Annotated in this window: 17 protein-coding genes; 8 read left to right on the forward strand and 9 right to left on the reverse strand. The window is 65.1% G+C overall.

The window, feature by feature from the left end; translation table 11 throughout:
* Nucleotides 1–129: 129 nt before the first annotated feature.
* The gene (gene pyk / locus RAM80_RS12055; RefSeq protein WP_416426741.1) at nucleotides 130–1,581 is read left to right on the forward strand and encodes a pyruvate kinase; all 1,452 of its coding nucleotides are present in this window, start codon (nucleotides 130–132) and stop codon (nucleotides 1,579–1,581) included.
* A 177-nt stretch (nucleotides 1,582–1,758) separates the two neighbouring features.
* On the forward strand, nucleotides 1,759–2,658 hold the full coding sequence (locus RAM80_RS12060; RefSeq protein WP_416426743.1) for a hypothetical protein: 900 nt from the start codon (nucleotides 1,759–1,761) through the stop codon (nucleotides 2,656–2,658).
* Here the strand turns inward: RAM80_RS12060 and RAM80_RS12065 are convergent.
* Complete coding sequence (locus RAM80_RS12065; protein WP_416426745.1) at nucleotides 2,637–3,878, reverse strand: hypothetical protein; 1,242 nt, start codon at nucleotides 3,876–3,878, stop codon at nucleotides 2,637–2,639. The genes RAM80_RS12060 and RAM80_RS12065 overlap by 22 nt on opposite strands.
* Nucleotides 3,879–4,019: 141 nt before the next feature.
* Between RAM80_RS12065 and RAM80_RS12070 the strand changes: the two genes are divergently transcribed.
* Both RAM80_RS12070 and RAM80_RS12075 read left to right on the forward strand, forming a co-directional pair.
* A complete protein-coding gene (locus RAM80_RS12070; RefSeq protein WP_416426746.1) occupies nucleotides 4,020–5,342 on the forward strand; it encodes a hypothetical protein in 1,323 nt (440 codons plus the stop codon).
* Between the two features lie 105 nt (nucleotides 5,343–5,447).
* The gene (locus RAM80_RS12075) at nucleotides 5,448–6,812 is read left to right on the forward strand and encodes a hypothetical protein (RefSeq protein WP_416426747.1); all 1,365 of its coding nucleotides are present in this window, start codon (nucleotides 5,448–5,450) and stop codon (nucleotides 6,810–6,812) included.
* Here the strand turns inward: RAM80_RS12075 and RAM80_RS12080 are convergent.
* Entirely contained in the window at nucleotides 6,741–7,679 is a 939-nt protein-coding gene (locus tag RAM80_RS12080) for an iron-sulfur-binding ferredoxin reductase (protein ID WP_416426748.1), read from the reverse strand. The genes RAM80_RS12075 and RAM80_RS12080 overlap by 72 nt on opposite strands.
* Nucleotides 7,672–8,778: a diguanylate cyclase domain-containing protein gene (locus RAM80_RS12085; RefSeq protein WP_416426749.1), complete on the reverse strand. Its 1,107-nt coding sequence runs from the start codon at nucleotides 8,776–8,778 to the stop codon at nucleotides 7,672–7,674. The genes RAM80_RS12080 and RAM80_RS12085 overlap by 8 nt, the downstream gene beginning before the upstream one ends.
* Before the next feature lie 336 nt (nucleotides 8,779–9,114).
* Between RAM80_RS12085 and RAM80_RS12090 the strand changes: the two genes are divergently transcribed.
* Nucleotides 9,115–10,638, forward strand: a complete 1,524-nt coding sequence (locus RAM80_RS12090) for a fumarate hydratase (protein WP_416426750.1) — start codon at nucleotides 9,115–9,117, stop codon at nucleotides 10,636–10,638.
* A 160-nt stretch (nucleotides 10,639–10,798) separates the two neighbouring features.
* Here the strand turns inward: RAM80_RS12090 and RAM80_RS12095 are convergent, their stop codons facing one another.
* The 3 genes from RAM80_RS12095 to RAM80_RS12105 all read right to left on the reverse strand — a co-directional run bounded on the left by RAM80_RS12095 (nucleotide 10,799) and on the right by RAM80_RS12105 (nucleotide 12,969).
* Nucleotides 10,799–11,116, reverse strand: a complete 318-nt coding sequence (locus RAM80_RS12095) for a ribbon-helix-helix domain-containing protein (RefSeq protein WP_416426752.1) — start codon at nucleotides 11,114–11,116, stop codon at nucleotides 10,799–10,801.
* A gap of 10 nt (nucleotides 11,117–11,126) precedes the next feature.
* Nucleotides 11,127–11,708, reverse strand: coding sequence for a DJ-1/PfpI family protein (locus RAM80_RS12100; protein WP_416426753.1), 582 nt, complete (start codon nucleotides 11,706–11,708; stop codon nucleotides 11,127–11,129).
* 103 nt (nucleotides 11,709–11,811) lie between these two features.
* On the reverse strand, nucleotides 11,812–12,969 hold the full coding sequence (locus RAM80_RS12105; RefSeq protein WP_416426756.1) for a phospholipase D-like domain-containing protein: 1,158 nt from the start codon (nucleotides 12,967–12,969) through the stop codon (nucleotides 11,812–11,814).
* 289 nt (nucleotides 12,970–13,258) lie between these two features.
* On the opposite strand from RAM80_RS12105, the gene RAM80_RS12110 reads away from it, so the two are divergent.
* On the forward strand, nucleotides 13,259–14,206 hold the full coding sequence (locus RAM80_RS12110) for an antitoxin Xre/MbcA/ParS toxin-binding domain-containing protein (RefSeq protein WP_416426758.1): 948 nt from the start codon (nucleotides 13,259–13,261) through the stop codon (nucleotides 14,204–14,206).
* Nucleotides 14,207–14,219: 13 nt separating this feature from the next.
* Here the strand turns inward: RAM80_RS12110 and RAM80_RS12115 are convergent, their stop codons facing one another.
* The 3 genes from RAM80_RS12115 to RAM80_RS12125 form a co-directional block, all read right to left on the reverse strand.
* Complete coding sequence (locus RAM80_RS12115) at nucleotides 14,220–14,519, reverse strand: amidase (protein ID WP_416426760.1); 300 nt, start codon at nucleotides 14,517–14,519, stop codon at nucleotides 14,220–14,222.
* Entirely contained in the window at nucleotides 14,516–15,607 is a 1,092-nt protein-coding gene (locus RAM80_RS12120; protein ID WP_416426762.1) for a serine hydrolase domain-containing protein, read from the reverse strand. Before RAM80_RS12120 ends, RAM80_RS12115 begins: the two co-directional genes overlap by 4 nt.
* Before the next feature lie 63 nt (nucleotides 15,608–15,670).
* On the reverse strand, nucleotides 15,671–16,555 hold the full coding sequence (locus RAM80_RS12125) for an acyl-CoA dehydrogenase family protein (protein ID WP_416426764.1): 885 nt from the start codon (nucleotides 16,553–16,555) through the stop codon (nucleotides 15,671–15,673).
* Between the two features lie 132 nt (nucleotides 16,556–16,687).
* Here RAM80_RS12125 and olsB point away from each other — a divergent pair, with 132 nt between their 5' ends.
* Entirely contained in the window at nucleotides 16,688–17,443 is a 756-nt protein-coding gene (olsB, locus tag RAM80_RS12130) for an L-ornithine N(alpha)-acyltransferase (protein ID WP_416426765.1), read from the forward strand.
* Complete coding sequence (locus tag RAM80_RS12135; RefSeq protein WP_416426767.1) at nucleotides 17,443–18,213, forward strand: lysophospholipid acyltransferase family protein; 771 nt, start codon at nucleotides 17,443–17,445, stop codon at nucleotides 18,211–18,213. Before olsB ends, RAM80_RS12135 begins: the two co-directional genes overlap by 1 nt.
* Nucleotides 18,214–18,242: the final 29 nt, after the last annotated feature.

The raw sequence follows: 18,242 nt of genomic DNA on the forward strand, positions 1-18,242 counted from the left end.
GTGCCGCTCGACCGGGGGGCTTGCTTCAGTATCGCCCACTGCCATGCCACCAAGGTAGTGCAGAGGAACAATGACTACAGCGCCCGAGAGGAGTAGCCTTTCGCTGCGCTTCAATAAAGGAGTCAGTGCATGACCGTTCGCCGTACCAAAATCGTCGCTACCCTTGGCCCTGCCAGCAACTCGCCGGAAGTGATCGAGCAATTGATCAAGGCCGGCCTGGACGTGGCCCGTCTGAACTTTTCCCACGGCACGCCGGACGAGCACAAGGCTCGCGCCCGCCTGATCCGTGACATCGCTGCCAAGCTGGGCCGCCATGTCGCGCTGTTGGGCGACCTGCAAGGTCCAAAGATCCGTATCGCCAAATTCGCCAACAAGCGTATCGAGCTGAAAGTCGGTGACGCGTTCACCTTCTCCACCAGCCACCCGCTGACCGAAGGCAACCAGGAAATCGTCGGTATCGATTACCCGGACCTGGTCAAGGACTGCGGCGTGGGCGACGAGCTGCTGCTCGACGACGGTCGCGTGGTGATGCGCGTGGAAACCGCCACCGCCGACTCGCTGCACTGCTCGGTGCTGATCGGTGGCCCGCTGTCGGACCACAAGGGCATCAACCGTCGCGGTGGTGGCCTGACCGCCCCGGCCCTGACCGAGAAAGACAAGGCCGACATCAAGCTGGCTGCCGAAATGGACCTGGACTACCTGGCCGTTTCCTTCCCGCGTGACGCTTCCGACATGGAATACGCCCGTCGCCTGCGCGATGAAGCCGGCGGCACCGCCTGGCTGGTGGCCAAGATCGAACGCGCCGAAGCCGTGGCCGACGACGAAACCCTGGACGGCCTGATCCGCGCCAGCGACGCGGTCATGGTTGCCCGTGGCGACCTGGGCGTGGAAATCGGCGACGCCGAGCTGATCGCCATCCAGAAGAAGATCATCCAACACGCCCGCCGCAACAACAAGGCGGTGATCGTGGCGACCCAGATGATGGAGTCGATGATCCAGAACCCGATGCCAACCCGTGCCGAAGTATCCGACGTGGCCAACGCCGTGCTGGACTACACCGACGCGGTGATGCTGTCGGCGGAAAGCGCTGCCGGCGCCTACCCGATCGAGGCCGTGCAGGCCATGGACCGCATCTGCAAGGGCGCTGAAAAGCACCCGATGAGCATGAAGTCCAGCCACCGCCTGCACACCCAGTTCGAGCGTTGCGACGAAAGCATCGCGTTGGCGGCGATGTACACCGCCAACCACTTCCCGGGCGTGAAGGCGATCATCGCCCTGACTGAAAGCGGCTACACCCCGCTGATCATGTCGCGCCTGCGTTCCTCGGTGCCGATCTTCGCGTTCTCCCCGCACCGCGAAACCCAGGCCCGTGCCGCCATGTTCCGTGGCGTGGTGCCGGTAGCCTTCGACCCGGCCGCACTGCCGGCCGACAAGGTCAGCCAGGCTGCCGTCGACGAACTGCTGAAACTGGGCGTGGTCGAGCAAGGCGACTGGGTCATCCTGACCAAGGGCGACAGCTACCACACCATCGGTGGCACCAACGGCATGAAGATCCTGCACGTCGGTGACCCGCTGGTGTAATGCCCGGCGCTTCACCAGAAGCCCCCGGCGCGCGAGCGTCGGGGGCTTTTTTGTGCCTTGTCGATTTTCTATCAAGCCACGGCGGGCTGAATGATTGAAAACCCGTATTTCTGACAGTAGCAAGACAGTGGCAAGACCGGCACGCTGCCCTTGGACCATCTCACAGGGAAGCGACCCATGGCCATGCAGTGTGAACCCTACCCGCTGGAGTACCGGCAACAGCTGCCCGACGGCACGTCCCTGCTGACCACGCTGGGGCGTGGCAACGGCAGGATATTGCTGCGAGCGACCTTGCTGGGCACCTCTGGCGCACCCTGTGGCCATTTCGGTTACCACGGCAGCGTGCTCCTGGACATTGGCGCTGCACCCTCGACGCTCACGGCGCGGGCCTCGCCCCCGCGGCTCATCAGCCGCAACGATGGCGAATTCAGTTATATCGCCCTGTCTCACCCCCGCACTCAATGGCAGGCCCTGTTGCTGCGCCTGAATACCCGCGGCCGGCTGGACATTGGCTGGGGCTACCGTGGGTTCCAGGCACCTGGGCAGCACACTGTGTTGCACGATTTCGTCGTGCTGCCAGACGGCCGCGTGCTGGCCTGCGGCGTCAGGTGGAACAGCCGCGGCGGCATTCGCCAGGGTTTCCTGGCCCGCCTTGAACGCAACGGCAGGCTTGACCCGTCGTACGGCGACGCAGGCTTTGCCCGGCTGCGGGGCATCAGGCAGGACAGCGGCTATACCTGCCTGGGCCCGGCACAGGCGCAAGGTGACCGCTGGCTGCTGGGGTTTTGCGCCAGCGGCAGCGACAGCCAGTTGCTGACTGTCACAGCGCTGGACGACGAGGGGCTGCCCCAACCTGGGTACGCCGGCGTGCTGCCAGTGGCGTGCCAGGCGCTGCAGGCCGACGCGATCCAGCAGCGCGCCGGTGGCCATGGCTTGATCACCGGCACCGCCACGCAGCAGTCTCGGCCACGTGCCTTCGCCGCAGGGCTGCTGCCCAGTGGGCGTTTCGACGGCAGCTTCGGCAACGGCGCGGCACTGGAATGGAAGGGCGCTGCTCAGCGGCTAGCGTGCATATAGCGGCACACCAGGCCGGCTCGCGATGGCGAATGCGAGCCGGCTACCAGCCATTTGTCGCCGCGCTGCAACTTCAGGTCCCAGAACCCGAAACTCTTGTCCACGAACAAGGTGCCCTGCGGGCCGAACGCCGGATGCGGGGCACCGTCCAGGCCATGGCAGGTCAGCACACCCTTGGACTCCACAAGGTTCAAGGCGTGATCCTGCCCCACCCCGCAGATCAGGCCGTCGAGCCCGGTCTCGAGGCGTTCCACGCGCAGGCGGGCAGCATCGGGCCTAAGGTACAAGGGGGCACCCTGGTTGAATTGTGTATCAAGGGCACCGTCCGGCATCAGGCTGGCGAGCAGGCCTTGATTGCCAAGGAAGCCACTGACCTGGAGTCGGTGCTCAGGTGACTGGAAGATCGACAGCAAGCGAGCCTCTGGAAGGTCGACTAACGCAACCCCCTCCTTGCCGAAGCTCGCATCGATTTCGCCTTGCGCGGTCAAGGCAACGATCAAGGTTTGACTCCCGGCCGTGAGACGCCCGGCCAGCAACATACGGCCGTCCTCCAGGGTAGTGGCTGCCGGCAGTTCGCACTCGCGCCCTTCATAAACGATTTCCTGATAGCCCCTGCCGTGGTACCCGGTATCCAGCTTGCCGTTGGCCAAAAGGCGAATGACAAAAGTCTGTTCGTCGTTGACCACGAAAGGAATGACGAAGTGAGCAGCGGTGCCCATGACAGCACCCACCTGCGCGGCTGGACGAGCACCAGCCTGCGCCGCGCTCGCCACCCGCGCCTGGCGCAGCTCATCGAAAGGCACCACCGTGAAGCCTTGGTCACCGAAGCTGGTGTCCAGGCTGAGATCCGCGTTGACCATGGCGAAACCGGGCACCCACAGCGCCTCGCCTTCGCCTTCAAGCCAGGCGGTGAACAACAGGCGGCCATCGGCCAGTTCCTGCACCCCTACACCTTCTTCGAACTCATGGCCCTCGAATTCGAGGTGGATGTAACGGGCATGGCCTGAAGGGCCGTCTGGCTGTCCATTCTTGTCGAGCGCGATCAACAGGCCACCTTGGCGATGTTCATCCGATGTGGCCACGACTATCGAGCCATCTGCGCGCACGGCCATGGAATAAACACTGTTGGCAACGAGGTCCCCCAGCAGGGTTTTATCGCAAACAACCATGCCCTGCTTGCCAAAAGCAGGGTCAAGTCCAAAGGATTGTTGGGCGTAAATCATAGAGTTTGCTCCGGTTAAATGAGTAAAACCCAACAGTGCGCGCGATCTGCGCAGCGCGATACTGGTAGAACTAGCAGGTCCGCGCGCCACCCTGGCTGCGGTGAAATAGCCGCTTATTTCACCCACATAGGGAGGTGCAGCATGCACTCACGCACAACGACCCACCGCGAATCACCCCTACCCCTGCCCCGCGCACTCAGCCAAGCACTGGAGCATCAGGTGCTGGATATCGACGGCGACATCAAGGCCATCGCCCAGGTGCCGGGCAGCGACCAATGGCTGGTGGCGATCGATTCGGGCTACGGGTTCTGCGTGGCCCGCCTGCACGCCGACCTGACCCTGGACGACAGCTTCGGGCTGCCAGACAGGGGCTATTTCTTCGACACCTTCGACACTGCAAGCTTTGCCTTCACCGCCGTGAACCAGCTTGCCTGGGTGGGCGACAAGGTGCTGGTGGTGGGCGCCACCTGCGACTTCGATGTCGACCGTATCGCCCTCGCTCGCTACCACGCCGATGGCCGCCCGGACCTGTCCTTCAATGGCGACGGCAAGCACATCCTCGAACTGCCCCATTCCCGCCGCCGGCCACGCAAACAACGCAGTGGCACCACCCATTCGGCGATCTTTACTCCGCAGACGCCCGTGGTGCTGGCCGACGGTGGTGTGGTGCTGTTTTTTCTCGAAACCTGTGAGCAGCATCCCGAAGGCCGGGCGTTCCTGGTGCGCCTGGATGCCTCCGGCGCGCTGGATACCGGCTTCAACCAGCAAGGCTTCGCCCAGGTGCAGTTCGAGGGCCGCACCGTGGTGCCCCGGGGCGTCGTCCGCCAAGGCAATGACCTGCTGCTGTATGGCGCCACCTGCCCGGACGACGAAGGCGCCACCCAGGGCCTGATCGCCCGGTTCGACGCCAATGGCCACCGCGACATGACCTTCAACGGCACCGGTTTCATCGTCATCGGCGACGCCTGCACCCGGACTGTGCTCAGCCAGGTCAGCGTCGACGAACACCACGAGATATACGCCGCAGGCACCTTCGGCAGCGAGCTGTTGGTGACCCGTCGCCGCGCCGACGGCAGCCCGCACGCGGACTTCAACACCGGCGTGCCGCTGCTGGTCACGCTGCCGTTCGAAGTCACCGGGGTAAAGGCCGTGGCTCGTCAGGGTGATGCCCTGCTACTGGCGGCCACCGCCGGCGCCAGCGAGTACAAGGGCACCCTGGTGCGCCTGGCGGCGGAAGGCGCGCTGGACACCGCCTTCGCCGACGGCGCCGGCTACCTGATGGCCGAGCACGAGTCGGAGTACCTGGCGTTGGGGCTGGAGCGCGATGGCACCATCATTGCCGCGGGGTATCTGTACCAGCAGGGGTATTACGCGTGGGTGCGGCGCTTTGATTGCAATGCGCTGCGACCCGTGCAACGTCCCTTCGGCAAGGAGCGCCAGCGATACCGACAGGCAGTAGGCTAGGGCGCACCTGTCAGTTCTTACAGTTTCGCGGCCAGCCCATGGGTTGCTTAATGGTTAGCGACGACACCGTTCCCGGGGTCGCCTCCATCATTGAGGAACATGACCATGGAAAATCCCGATCAGCCATTTGCAACACTGCTTGCGAAAATCAAGGCGTCACGGGCTGCCAGCCGGCTCGCCCACGTTGCCAACGTAGAAGACTTCGAAGGTGAAATCGTCGCCATCCAGCCATTGCCGGACGACAAAAAGCTGCTCGCCATCCAGCTTGCTGACGAGTTCGTGCTGGCTCGCGTGGACGCCTCGCTGCAACTCGACCCCGGCTTCGGCGCAGGGGCCGGCTTCATCGCAGACGTGTTCAGCCATGAGCTCTTTGGCTACTCGGCAGCCTACGGCATCGCCGTGGGCAACGATGGCATTTTCCTGGAAGGCGAGTTCTTCGACTTCTTCGAATACACGAGCCTAGCAGCGCTGGCCAAATACAGGTTCGACGGCAGTGTGGATGCCAGCTTTGGCCAGGAGGGCAAGCTGGTGCTGGAGCAATTGCCTGGGCGCGCCACAAGCGGCCTGCGCGGCCTTGCGCGTCGTGCTGCGCGGCAGGTGCCTTCGCACCTGCTACTGGACGATGGCAAGCTTGTCTTATTGCTGCTTGAAGCAACCTGGGAAAACTCCGACGGCACCACGCAGCTGATCCGCCTGAACGCCGACGGCACCTTCGATACCACGTTCAATCACACTGGCGTGGTGCATGTCAGTGTCGGTGGCCTGGAGATCAACCCCGGCGGCCTGCACCGGCTCGAGGGCAACAAGTTGCTGGTCTACGGAGGCACCCAGCCAGCGGAAGGCAGCACCTATGCAGTGGTGGCGCGCTATACCCAGCACGGCCAACCGGACGATACCTTAAATGCCGAGTCATCACCGGGATTCATTGCCATTGGCGAGCCGTCCCACCGGGCGCGGTTCGGCGCCCTGCTAGTGGACGAGCACGAGGACCTTTTCGCCATCGGCAACCTGGACCGCGACGTGCTCATGGCCCATTGCAAGAAGGACGGCCGCCCAGCCCCCGAATTCAATGACGAGCTGCCCTTGCGCTTCGCGCTGCCACAGGTGCCGCTGGAGCGGTTCTACGCCGCGCAGTGGCAGCAAGCCGAGGTGGTGGTGGCTGGTACCGCCGCCCTGGCCGGGCAGCGCCGGGGCGTGCTGCTGCGCTTGAGCCGCAAGGGCGAGCTGGACGCGGGATTCGGCAACGGCCAGGGCTTCAGCGTGGCGCCTTTCACGTCGGAGTATTTCGACGTGCTGGTGACCCCCAACGACGACATCCTGACCGGCGGCTATTACGCAGATCCGTCCGACCACGCCTGGCTCAGGAATCACGGCCCGGATGCCGCAGCCGCCCTGCCCTCAGGACCTGGTGGCAAACACGTCCGCCAGCACCTGGTTGCGCGCAACCCCCGCCAGAAACAGGCGCTTTGAATAGGCCTCCACGCTGGATGGGCCGCCACACACCAGCGCCCAGGTCTGGCGCGACGTGGGCCTGAGGCCTGAAAGTGCCTGCTCCCAGTGCTCGGGGACAAGCAATTGCACCTGCATGCCGGGGTGCTGGCCGGCAAGGCTGGCCAACTCCCCGGCCAGGTAATGCTCACTGGCATCACGCGCCAGGTGCACCACCCGGATCGCCCCCTGATGCCCTTGCCGCAACGCCTCACGCAAGATCCCGTACAACGGCGCCAGCCCGGTGCCTGCCGCCAGCAGCCACAGCGGCTGGTCCTGCCAGTCCGGGTCATAATGCAGGGCGCCGCCACGCAACTCGCCCAGGCGCAGGGTGTCGCCCGCCTTCAAGGTGCGCGCCACGTCGACGAAGGCGCCCGGCTGGCGGCAGTCGATGTGAAACTCCAGGAAGTGATCTTCCTGGGGCAGGCTGGCCAGCGAATAGGGCCGGGGCACGCCGGTCTCGGTCCACAGCACCAGGTGCTGGCCGGCCTGGTAACGCAACGGCCGCCCCGGTTGCAGGCGCAGCCGCAGCACGTGGGGGCTGGGCCAGTCGCAGCTTTCCACCTGCGCGGGCAGGCCGTCGGCCTTGGGGTCGAACACCGCCACGCTGAGGTCGTCGACTACCTGGCACTGGCACGCCAGGCGCCAGCCTTCGGCACGCTTGCCGGCGTCCAGCGCCTCGGGCTTGCGGTCCAGCGGCTCACCGCGCAGGCAATGCACCAGGCAGGCGTGGCAACTGCCGGCGCGGCAGCTGTACGGCACGTTGAGGCCCTGGGCGTTGAGGGCGTCGAGCAGGTTCTGGCCCGGCGCCACCGACCAGCGCTGCTGGCCGACAGTGAGTTCAGGCATCGGCGGCTTCCCAGGCAGCCGCACAGCGGTTGCGGCCCGCTCGCTTGGCGCGGTACAGCGCCTGGTCGGCGCGGTGCAGCGCATCGTCCAGGTCATCGCCTTCCAGCAGCAGGGTCATGCCCACCGACAGGCTCAGGTTCTGTACGTCCAGCTCGCCCAGCTCGGCAGTAGCGAAGGCCAGGCGCAGGCGCTCGCAGCACACGCTCAGGCGCTCGGTGTTGGAGTCGGGCAACAGCAGCACGAATTCCTCGCCGCCGTAGCGGGCCAGCACATCGCCGTCGCGCAGGCAGGCGGCGGCCACCTCGGCGAACACCTGCAGCACCTGGTCGCCAGCGGCGTGGCCGTGCACGTCGTTGATGCGCTTGAAGTGGTCCAGGTCGATCAGTGCCAGGCCATGCTGGCTACCCGCGCTCATGGCCAGCAGCTCGCGGCCAGCCAGGCTGAGAAAGTGGCGGCGGTTGTACAGGCCGGTCAGTTCATCGGTAGCCACCAGGTCCTCGAGCTGGCGCATCATGCCGCGCAAGGTGTCCTGGTGCGCCTGCAGCGCGTAGCGGCGCTGGCGCATGCGCTGGCGGGAAGCCTGTACGTAGCTGGCGTACAGGCACAGCCACACCAGCACCACGAACAGCACGCACACCTGGATGGCCGCCAGGCCCGGGTCGGGCAGCTGCAATTGGTAGCCTTCATAGAGGTTCAGCCCGGCGAAGCTGAAGAACACCAGCACGGCGCAGCGCACGAACACCCGGCGCGTGAGGTGGAACAGGCCGAACAGCAGGATCAACAGGTACAGCACCAGGAAAGTGCCACGTGCGCCGTCGAGGTTGGCCATCAGCCAGGTCTGCCAGCCCAGCGCCAGCAGCACCTGGAACTCGGTCAGGCTGGGGTCGCGGAAGCGGCGGTTCCAGCCCTTGGAAAACACCAGGGCCAGGGCGCCCTGGGTCACGATCACCAACAGCGTGGTGACCACCGTGGTGGTGATCGAGGCGCGAAAGTAGTCGCTGAGCGTTGCCACCCAGGTCAGCATCAGCACCAGCACGTACGTGCCAGCGGCTAGGGTGAAGCGCTTGATCAGCAGCTTCTGTAGAAGTTTGTCGGTCACTCGTTGACTCACCGTGCTCAAAGGGATCCCTTCCCGTCCTGGCACCGAACGGCGCTATGGCCAGATGCCACTTTAGTGCTACCCGTCAAAAATAACTATCCAAATTTGCAACCGCTGTATAACAGTTCTGTACAGCTTTTTACCTTTTCAGTGCGCCGATAACCGCCCCGCCTTTGACTATCGGCGTGTGTCGGTGGCCGCCAGGTGCGGTATACTGCCGCGCCTTTTTTGCGTCGGTCGCAGCTGCCCGGCGCGTCTTGAAAGGTCGTTTCGATGGTCGCCCGACGTGTCGAAATACCTTAACGAATGTTCCCGTCTTTAAGAGGAGCGCGCCGCATGACCGTGATCAAGCAAGACGACCTGATACAGAGCGTCGCCGACGCCTTACAGTTCATTTCCTACTACCATCCGGTAGATTTCATTCAGGCCATGCACGAAGCCTACCTGCGCGAAGAGTCGCCGGCGGCCCGTGATTCCATCGCCCAGATCCTGATCAACTCGCGCATGTGCGCCACCGGCCACCGGCCGATCTGCCAGGACACCGGCATCGTCACCGTGTTCGTGCGCGTGGGCATGGACGTGCGCTGGGATGGCGCCACCATGAGCCTGGACGACATGATCAACGAGGGCGTGCGTCGCGCCTACAACCTGCCCGAGAACGTGCTGCGCGCCTCGATCCTGGCCGACCCGGCCGGTGCTCGCAAGAACACCAAGGACAACACCCCGGCAGTCATCCACTACTCCATCGTTCCCGGCAACACCGTGGAAGTGGACGTGGCGGCCAAGGGCGGCGGCTCCGAGAACAAGTCGAAGATGGCGATGCTCAACCCGTCCGACTCGATCGTCGACTGGGTGCTGAAAACCGTGCCAACCATGGGCGCCGGCTGGTGCCCACCGGGCATGCTGGGCATCGGCATCGGCGGCACCGCCGAGAAAGCTGCGGTAATGGCCAAGGAAGTGTTGATGGAATCCATCGACATCCACGAGCTGAAGGCCCGTGGCCCGCAGAACCGTATCGAAGAGATCCGCCTGGAGCTGTTCGAGAAGGTCAACCAGCTGGGCATCGGCGCCCAGGGCCTGGGCGGCCTGACCACCGTGCTCGACGTGAAGATCATGGACTACCCCACCCACGCCGCCTCGCTGCCGGTGTGCATGATCCCCAACTGCGCCGCCACCCGTCACGCCCACTTCGTGCTGGACGGCTCGGGCCCTGCGGAGCTGGAAGCACCGGACCTGGACGCCTACCCGGAAATCGTCTGGGAAGCCGGCCCGTCGGCCCGCCGCGTCAACCTCGACACCCTGACGCCCGAAGAAGTGCAAAGCTGGCAGCCAGGCGAGACCATCCTGCTCAACGGCAAGATGCTCACCGGCCGTGACGCCGCGCACAAGCGCATGGTGGAAATGCTCAACCGCGGCGAAACCCTGCCGGTGGACCTGAAAGGCCGCTTCATCTACTACGTCGGCCCGGTTGACCCGGTGCGCGAGGAAGTGGTTGGCCCGGCTGGCCCGACCACTGCCACGCGCATGGACAAGTTCACCCGCCAGATCCTCGACCAGACCGGCCTGCTGGGCATGATCGGCAAGTCCGAGCGTGGCCCGGTCGCCATCGAGGCGATCAAGGACTACAAGGCCGTCTACCTGATGGCAGTGGGCGGCGCGGCCTACCTGGTGGCGCAAGCCATCAAGAAGTCGCGCGTGGTGGCCTTCGAAGAGCTGGGCATGGAAGCGATCTACGAGTTCGACGTCAAGGACATGCCGGTTACCGTTGCGGTAGACAGCAAGGGTGAGTCGGTACACATCACCGGCCCAGCGATCTGGCAGCAGAAGATCAGCGAAAGCCTGGCAGTTGAAGTGAAGTAAGGCCGCAGGCCTTGCGTTGAAAAAGCCCGGCCTGTGTGCCGGGCTTTTTTATAAGGCCCCGTAGCAGCGGCCGCAGGCCGCGTCCGGATTCGCCGCAGTGTGCCGGGAAAATCGGAACGCGTTGGACGCGGCCTGCGGCCGCTGCTACAGGGCGGTCAGGTCAGGCGTGGGCGGTCATCGGTACGACCGACGCCGCGCGCGGCACCGCCGCCACCGCGCGCCGCTGGGTCAAATAGCGCATGCAGCTCACCCGCAGGAACGAGGCGAAATTCACTACCTCGCCACGGTAGTCCATCACCTCCTCGTAGAGCTTGGTGATCAGCTGGTTGGTGCTCATGCCGTCCACCTCGGCGATTTCGCTGAGGATGTCCCAGAACTGGTTCTCCAGGCGCAGAGTGGTCACCACTCCGCGGATGCGCAGCGAGCGCGACCGGGACTCGTAGAGGATGGGGTCGGCTTTTACGTAGAGCTCGCACATGGGCAAATCCTCACAGGATGATCTGGGTCCCCAGCAACCCCAGGAAGCCCGCCAGCCAGGCGGGGTGGGCGGGCCAGGCCGGGGCGGTGGCGAAGTTGCCCTGCACGTGGGCCTGGTTGACCTCGATGTCGACATAGCGGCCACCGGCCAGTTTCACCTCCGGGGCACACGCCGGGTAGGCGCTGCACTCGCGGCCTTCCAGCACGCCGGCCGCGGCCAGCAGCTGCGCGCCGTGGCACACCGCGGCAATGGGCTTGCCGCTCTGGTCGAAGGCCTGCACCAGTTCCAGCACCTTGGCGTTCAAGCGCAGGTACTCGGGCGCGCGGCCGCCGGGAATCACCAGGGCGTCGTAGTCGCCGGCACGCACCTGGGCGAAGTCGAAGTTCAGCGCGAAGTTGTGCCCAGGCTTCTCGCTGTAGGTCTGGTCGCCCTCGAAATCATGGATGGCGGTGCGCACGCTCTGCCCGGCGGTCTTGTCCGGGCACACTGCGTGCACCACGTGGCCGACCATCTGCAGGGCCTGGAACGGCACCATCACTTCGTAGTCCTCGACGTAATCGCCGACCAGCATCAGGATCTTTTTCGCGGCCATGCTGTGACACTCCTATAAGACAGCGTAGATAACTTCACGCCTAACACGTTAGCCCCCTGGGTTGGGCAACGGGTAATACGCGGTTACTACTCATCGGAAAGTGTCACTCGCGGCGCCCGAACACGGTGATGGTCAGCCGGTCCAGCCAGCCGAACACCCGTTGCTGCACCCTGCCCCACAGGGGGCGCCGCCGCCAGTCCGCCAGCTCGACGCGCTGGCTGGCCTGGAAGTCGGTGGTGAAGCTGCGCTCCACCGCCAGGGTCAGCGAGGCGTCCAGCGCCTCGACATTGGCCTCCAGGTTGAAACGCAGGTTCCAGTGGTCGAAGTTGCACGAGCCGACACTGACCCAGTCGTCGATCAGCACCATCTTCAAATGGGAAAAGCACGGCTGGTATTCAAAGATGCTGACCCCGGCCTTGAGCAGCCGCGGGTAATAGTTGTGCCCGGCATAGCGCACCGAGGGATGGTCGGTGCGTGGCCCGGTGAGCAGCAGCCGCACGTCCACCCCACGCGCCGCCGCCCGGCGCAGCGAACGCCTGACCTTCCAGGTGGGCAGGAAATACGGCGTAGCCAGCCAGATACGCCGGTGGCCACTGTTGATGGCGCGCACCAGCGACCGCAGGATGTCCCGGTGCTGGCGGGCATCGGCGTAGGCCACGCGCCCAAGGCCGGCACCGCTGGCCGGCACCCTGGGCAGGCGCGACAGGCCGAAATGGGTGGCCGGGCGCCACGCCGTGCGGCGCAGGTTGGCGCGCCACTGGCGGTCAAAGAGCATCTGCCAGTCAGCCACCAGCGGCCCCTGGATCTGCACCATCACTTCATGCCATTCACTGTCGGGCTGGCCTGGCTGCCAGAACTGGTCGGTCAGCCCGGTGCCGCCTACCGCCGCCCATTGCTGGTCGACAATCAGCACCTTGCGGTGATCGCGGTACAGGTTGCGCAGCCCACGGCGCAATCGCACCGGGTTGTACCAGCGCAGTTCCACCCCCGCGTCGATCAGCACCTGGCGCAGCTCGGCGCTCAGGGCCAGCGAGCCGTAATGATCGAACAGGCAACGCACGGCAACACCGCGCCCGGCCGCCTCGGCCAGGGCCTGGATGACCACCTGGGCACACTGGCCAGACTCCACCAGGTACAGTTCCAGGTCGACCTGCTCGCGAGCCGCGGCGATGGCCGCGAGCATGGGCGGGAAAAATGCCGGGCCGTCGACCAGCAGTTCGAACTGGTTGTCGGGGCGCCAGGGAAAGATGGGGCCGGCCATGCAACCTCCGGTTACAGATTGTCAGGCCAACCTTAACCGGGCACCGCTCAGGTAGCAAAAAACATTACAAGCGCTCCGAATTGACGCCGGAGCCCAATATTAGGTCTCATTCCGAAACACAAGAAGGACACCCCAAGAGCCAGCCACCCTTTATCATCTTGCTCCTGGCGCTTGGCTGCGCAATAATCTGTCCCAACAACTAACCCTTGCAACCGGTGTGGCATGACCATCTGGTTTGAGGGGGAAAAAGCCGGCGAAAGCCGGTTTTTTCGTTTATGGAGCATCGTCAATGCATGGACCAACGGCTTCGACGCCGCTGCGAACCCGAATCTACATCGACGGCTACAACCTTTATTACGGCTGTCTGCGCAACACAGCGTTCAAATGGCTTGACCCGATAGCTCTATGCGAACAGCACATTCTGCCCTCCATCCTGGCACCGGATGATCTGCTTCGCCCACGCTCTTGGGTACTCCTTCCGGCGCCCTCCCTGAAGTTCTTTACAGCGCGAATCATTGAAAGCGTGGCCAGCGATCCTGACTCGGTTTCATCCCAAGCCAGGTATCACAGCGCATTGCGAAAACTCCACGGCACCCGCATCGAGCTAATCGAAGGGTACTACGCTGTAAACCCCATGAAGGTGCGTCTGATCTGTGCAACTCAGCCAAAACGCCTACCCAAGGATTGCGACACCGGGTTGGCCTGGAAGGTGGAGGAAAAACAATCAGATGTGAATTTAGCCTTGCACGCGTACCACGATGCCTTGACCGGCACCGTCGATCAGGTCGTTGTCGTGACCAATGACACCGACTTGGCTCCGGCACTGGAAATGATCAGAGCTAATACATCCGTTCGAGTAGGTCTGGTCATTCCCACAACCGGCCATCATCGGCATCCAAACAGCGAACTGGTAAAACTGGCCCACTGGGTTCGAAAAAGAATCGATACCCGCGAACTGGCAGCATCGCAGCTGCCTCGCGTCATTGCCGGCGGGCGCCAGGCCACCTTGAAGCCAGAGTCCTGGTACGCAAACCCCCAACGCTTGAAGCAGGTGCTTGGACCGGTGATAGATGCCAAAGGGAGTCGAGGCGCAGCGTTCAAATGGATGGAAGCACCCAACCCATTCCTGGGAGGGCGACCTCCCATGGAGCTGTTGGAGACAGAGCAAGGCACCGAGAAAATCCTGAGCTATATCAATGACTGGCGAAGCCGCCGTGAACCTGCTCAGGAACCGTGACGCAAGTTCAATTTCAGCGTTGCAGCCGACAACCCTGCCGCGTGCCGGCCCACACCGCCGTGGCGCCCTGCCCCAGCCCCCGCGCTGACACCCGGGTGTTGGCCACGTCATCTTCCAGCGCACTCAAGGGCAGCCACTGTTTGACGTAGCCGGCGCAGTAACCGGCCGATTGGCCCATCACGTAGCGGCACGAGCAGTATTCCTTGGCGCTGTAGGCGCTGAGGATGCCGGGAAACGACAGCAGCGCCACGCGCTCGTGCCACACGGACAGGCCCAGGGCCAGCACGATGATCACCGTCACCCCGCGCCTCATTGCGCTTTGCCCTGGGCGAACGCGGCGATGGCCAGTTTCAGCAGCTGGTTGTGCTGGTAGCTGGCGTCGCGGTCATCGCCGTAGCGGACGATGACCAACTTCTGTTCGGGCAGCACGTACAGCGCCTGGCCCCAATGGCCCAGCGCGGCGAAAGTCTGTGCCGGGGCGTCGGGCCAGGGGCGTGGGGCATTGCCCACGGGCTGGTTGAGCCACCACTGGCCACCGCCGGTGGCTTCGCCTGGCTCGGCGACGGCGTGGTCGAAGGGCCGACGGTTGAAGGCCACCCAGGTTCTGGGCAACAGCTGCCGGTTCTGCCAGCGGCCGTCGCGCAACATCAAAAGGCCGACGCGGGCCAGGTCGCGGGCGCGCAGGTAGGCGTAGGACGAGGCCACGAACACGCCCTTGCCGTCGGCCTCCCACACCGCGTGCTCAATGCCCAGCGGCTGGAACAGCGCCTGCCAGGGATAGTCGGGATAGTCGTGGGCGCCAACCATCTGCTGCAGCGCCGCCGACAGCAGGTTGCTGTCGCCACTGGAATAGCGGAACACCTGGCCCGGCGCGGCAAAGCTGTCGAGGCCGGCGGTGAACGCAGCCATGTCATCACGGCCACGGGTGTAGAGCATGGCCACCACCGACGAATACAGCGGCGCGTATTCGTAGTCTTCCTGCCAGTCCAGGCCCGAGGCCCAGTGCAACAGGTCGGCCAGGTGCACCTCGGGGTGGCGGGCCATGGCCGGGTAATAGGTGGCTACCGGGTCATCGAGCTGGAAGCGGCCCTGGCCATAGGCGACACCCAGCACGCAGGCCATCAGGCTTTTGCTGATCGACCAGGTGCTGTGCAGGGAGTCGGCGGTAAAGGGCGGCGCGTAGCGCTCATAGACCAGGCGACCGTCGCGAATCACCACCAGGGCGTCGGTGCGCACCCCGGTACGGGTGCTGTCATCGCGCGGGGGGAAGGCGTAGTCGGCCAGGGCCTGCACCGCCGGCGTGGGCGGTTGCAGGGCCTGGGCCCATTGCTCGCCGGGCCAGTCCTCGGCAAGGGCTGGCAGGGCGAAAACAGCGAGGAGGCAGAGCCAGGGTGTGCGCATGGCGCGCAGTGTAGAAGGCGAATGTGACAGGTATTCGCGCTCGGACGCTGCCTGCGGCAGCGGCTACAGGGCCAGGGTTTCCACGGCTTTATCCAGGCGTTTCTGGCGGGCGCCGCTGGCCAGGGTCAATAGGCCGCGGTCGCGTTGCCACACTGCTGCCAGCTCCGCGGGGCCGTTGGCGAACGCCTGTTCCAGAGGCCCGGCCAACGCCGCGAACTGCTCGAACACGCCGCCCAGCAGCACATGGCTGGCCGCCGCGTCCGCGCATTGGCGGGTGGCCTCGGCGCAACTGCCCAGCAGGCCCACCAGGCGCAGCTGCAACGCCTGCGGCCAACCGTGGTCTTGGCTGCAGGCGTACAGCCAGCCAAGCATGGCGCTGAGCACATACAGGTCTTCCAGGCTGCGGAACGGTTTGACGTAGGCGTCCCAGCCGTCCCCGGCCAGGCGTTCGCACAGGGCGTTGTCCAGGTGCAGGCGGCTGTGGCTGATCTCCGGCATCAGCGCAATCGGCGGCAACGGCTCCAGGCGCACGCCCGGTTCGCCGGGGTAGACCACCACCAGGCTCAGCCGTGGTGCCTGCCCGGCACTTTCGCTGCGGGCGGCCACCAGCAGCCAGTCGGCGGCATCGCCGGCGGTGACGAAATCCTTGCGGCCGTTGAGGCGCAGGTCCGCCAGGCGCGTCTGCAGGTCGGCCGGGCGCAGGCTGTGCTGCTCGGTGGCGCAGATCGCGCCCAGGCTGGGCGGCGCACTGGGCCACAACACCCGCAACGCGGCCTGGTAGCCCACCAGGAACGCCAGCCCCGGGCTGTGCACGGCCTGGCCGCCGAGCACCGCCAATTCAAACGGCGAAACCGGCCCCAGGCGCTCGAGCAGCGCGGCATAGGTATCAGTCAACGATGCTGCCAGCGGCAGGCGTTCACGCACATTGAGCAACTTGAGCCAGGACATGGGGCGCTCCTTGGGGGCTGTCATACAAGCATCACCAAAGCTTAACGGTGATGACACCGGGCCTACCTAGGCTGAGCTTGCACAACAAAGTGGACCGGCCGCAACCCCATGGCTGGCTTTTGGAGACTGGCAATGACTCAGATCGCTCTATCTGGCGTTACTCGCACCGAACGTCGCCTGCAAGCCGAACGCCTGACCGGGGACCAAGCCCTGCGCGAGGCCCAGAGCCTGCGTTTCAATGTATTCAGCGGCGAGTTCAACGCCAAGCTCAAGGGTGCCGAACTGGGCCTGGACATGGACGACTACGACGCCCACTGCCGCCACATCGGTGTCCGCGACCTGAGCACCGGCGAACTGGTGGCCACCACCCGCCTGCTCGACCACACCGCTGCCCACGGCCTGGGCCGTTTCTACAGCGAAGAAGAATTCAGCCTGCACGGCCTGGGTGGCCTGCAGGGCCCGATCCTGGAAATCGGCCGCACCTGCGTGGCGCCCGACTACCGCAACGGCGGCACCATCGCCGTGCTCTGGGGCGAACTGGCCGAAGTGCTCAACGAAGGCGGCTACAGCTACCTGATGGGCTGCGCCAGCATCCCCATGCAGGACGGCGGCGTGCAGGCCCGGGCGATCATGCAGCGCCTGCGCGAACGCTACCTGTGCACCGAGCACCTGCGCGCCGAACCGAAGAACCCATTGCCTGAGCTGGACGTGCCGCACAACGTCATCGCCGAAATGCCACCGCTGCTCAAGGCCTACATGCGCCTGGGCGCCAAGGTGTGCGGCGAGCCCTGCTGGGACGAGGAATTCCAGGTGGCCGACGTGTTCATCCTGCTCAAGCGCGAGAACCTCTGCCCACGCTACGCCCGTCACTTCAAGGCGGCGGTCTGATGGCACGCGGGCGCGTCTACGCGCGCGTCGCCCGGGTGTTGCTGGTGGTTGCCCTGGGCCTGGGCATGGCGGCCATCTTCACCCTGTATGAACGCCTGCGCCTGCGCAACTCGATGGTCCGGCGCCAGCGCTGGTCGCGCTTCTTCATGGCCCGCCTGAGCAACGCCCTGCCCTTTCGCGTGACCGTGCACGGCAACCTGCCTACCCAGCCGATGCTGTGGGTGGGCAACCATGTTTCCTGGACCGACATCGCCCTGCTGGGCCAACTGGCACCGTTGTCGTTCCTGTCCAAGGCCGAAGTGCGGGCCTGGCCGATCGCCGGCTGGCTGGCGCTGAAGGCCGGCACCCTGTTCATCCGCCGCGGCTCGGGCGACAGCCAGCTGATTCGCCGGCAGATGACCCGCCACCTGGGCAGCCAGTGCTCGTTGATGATCTTCCCCGAAGGCACCACCACCAACGGCCAGGCCCTGCGCACCTTCCACGGCCGCCTGCTGGCCAGCGCCATCGAGGCCCAGGTGCCGCTGCAACCGGTGGCCATCCGTTACCTGCGCAACGGCGCGCTCGACCCGCTGGCGCCGTTCATTGGCGACGACGACCTGCTGTCGCACCTGATGCGCTTGTTCAGCAACGATGTGGGCGAAGTTGAAATCCACCTGCTGGCGCCCATCCCCAGCGCGGGCATGGAGCGCGCGGCGCTGGCGTTCCAGGCGCAGGAAGCGGTGCGCGTAGCGTTGTTTGGCCAGGCCACCGAGCAGGCCGAAGCCGCGTAACCCCACTGTGGGAGCTGGCTTGCCAGCGA

This window comes from Pseudomonas sp. App30 (genome assembly GCF_047947025.1).
Taxonomy (GTDB): domain Bacteria; phylum Pseudomonadota; class Gammaproteobacteria; order Pseudomonadales; family Pseudomonadaceae; genus Aquipseudomonas.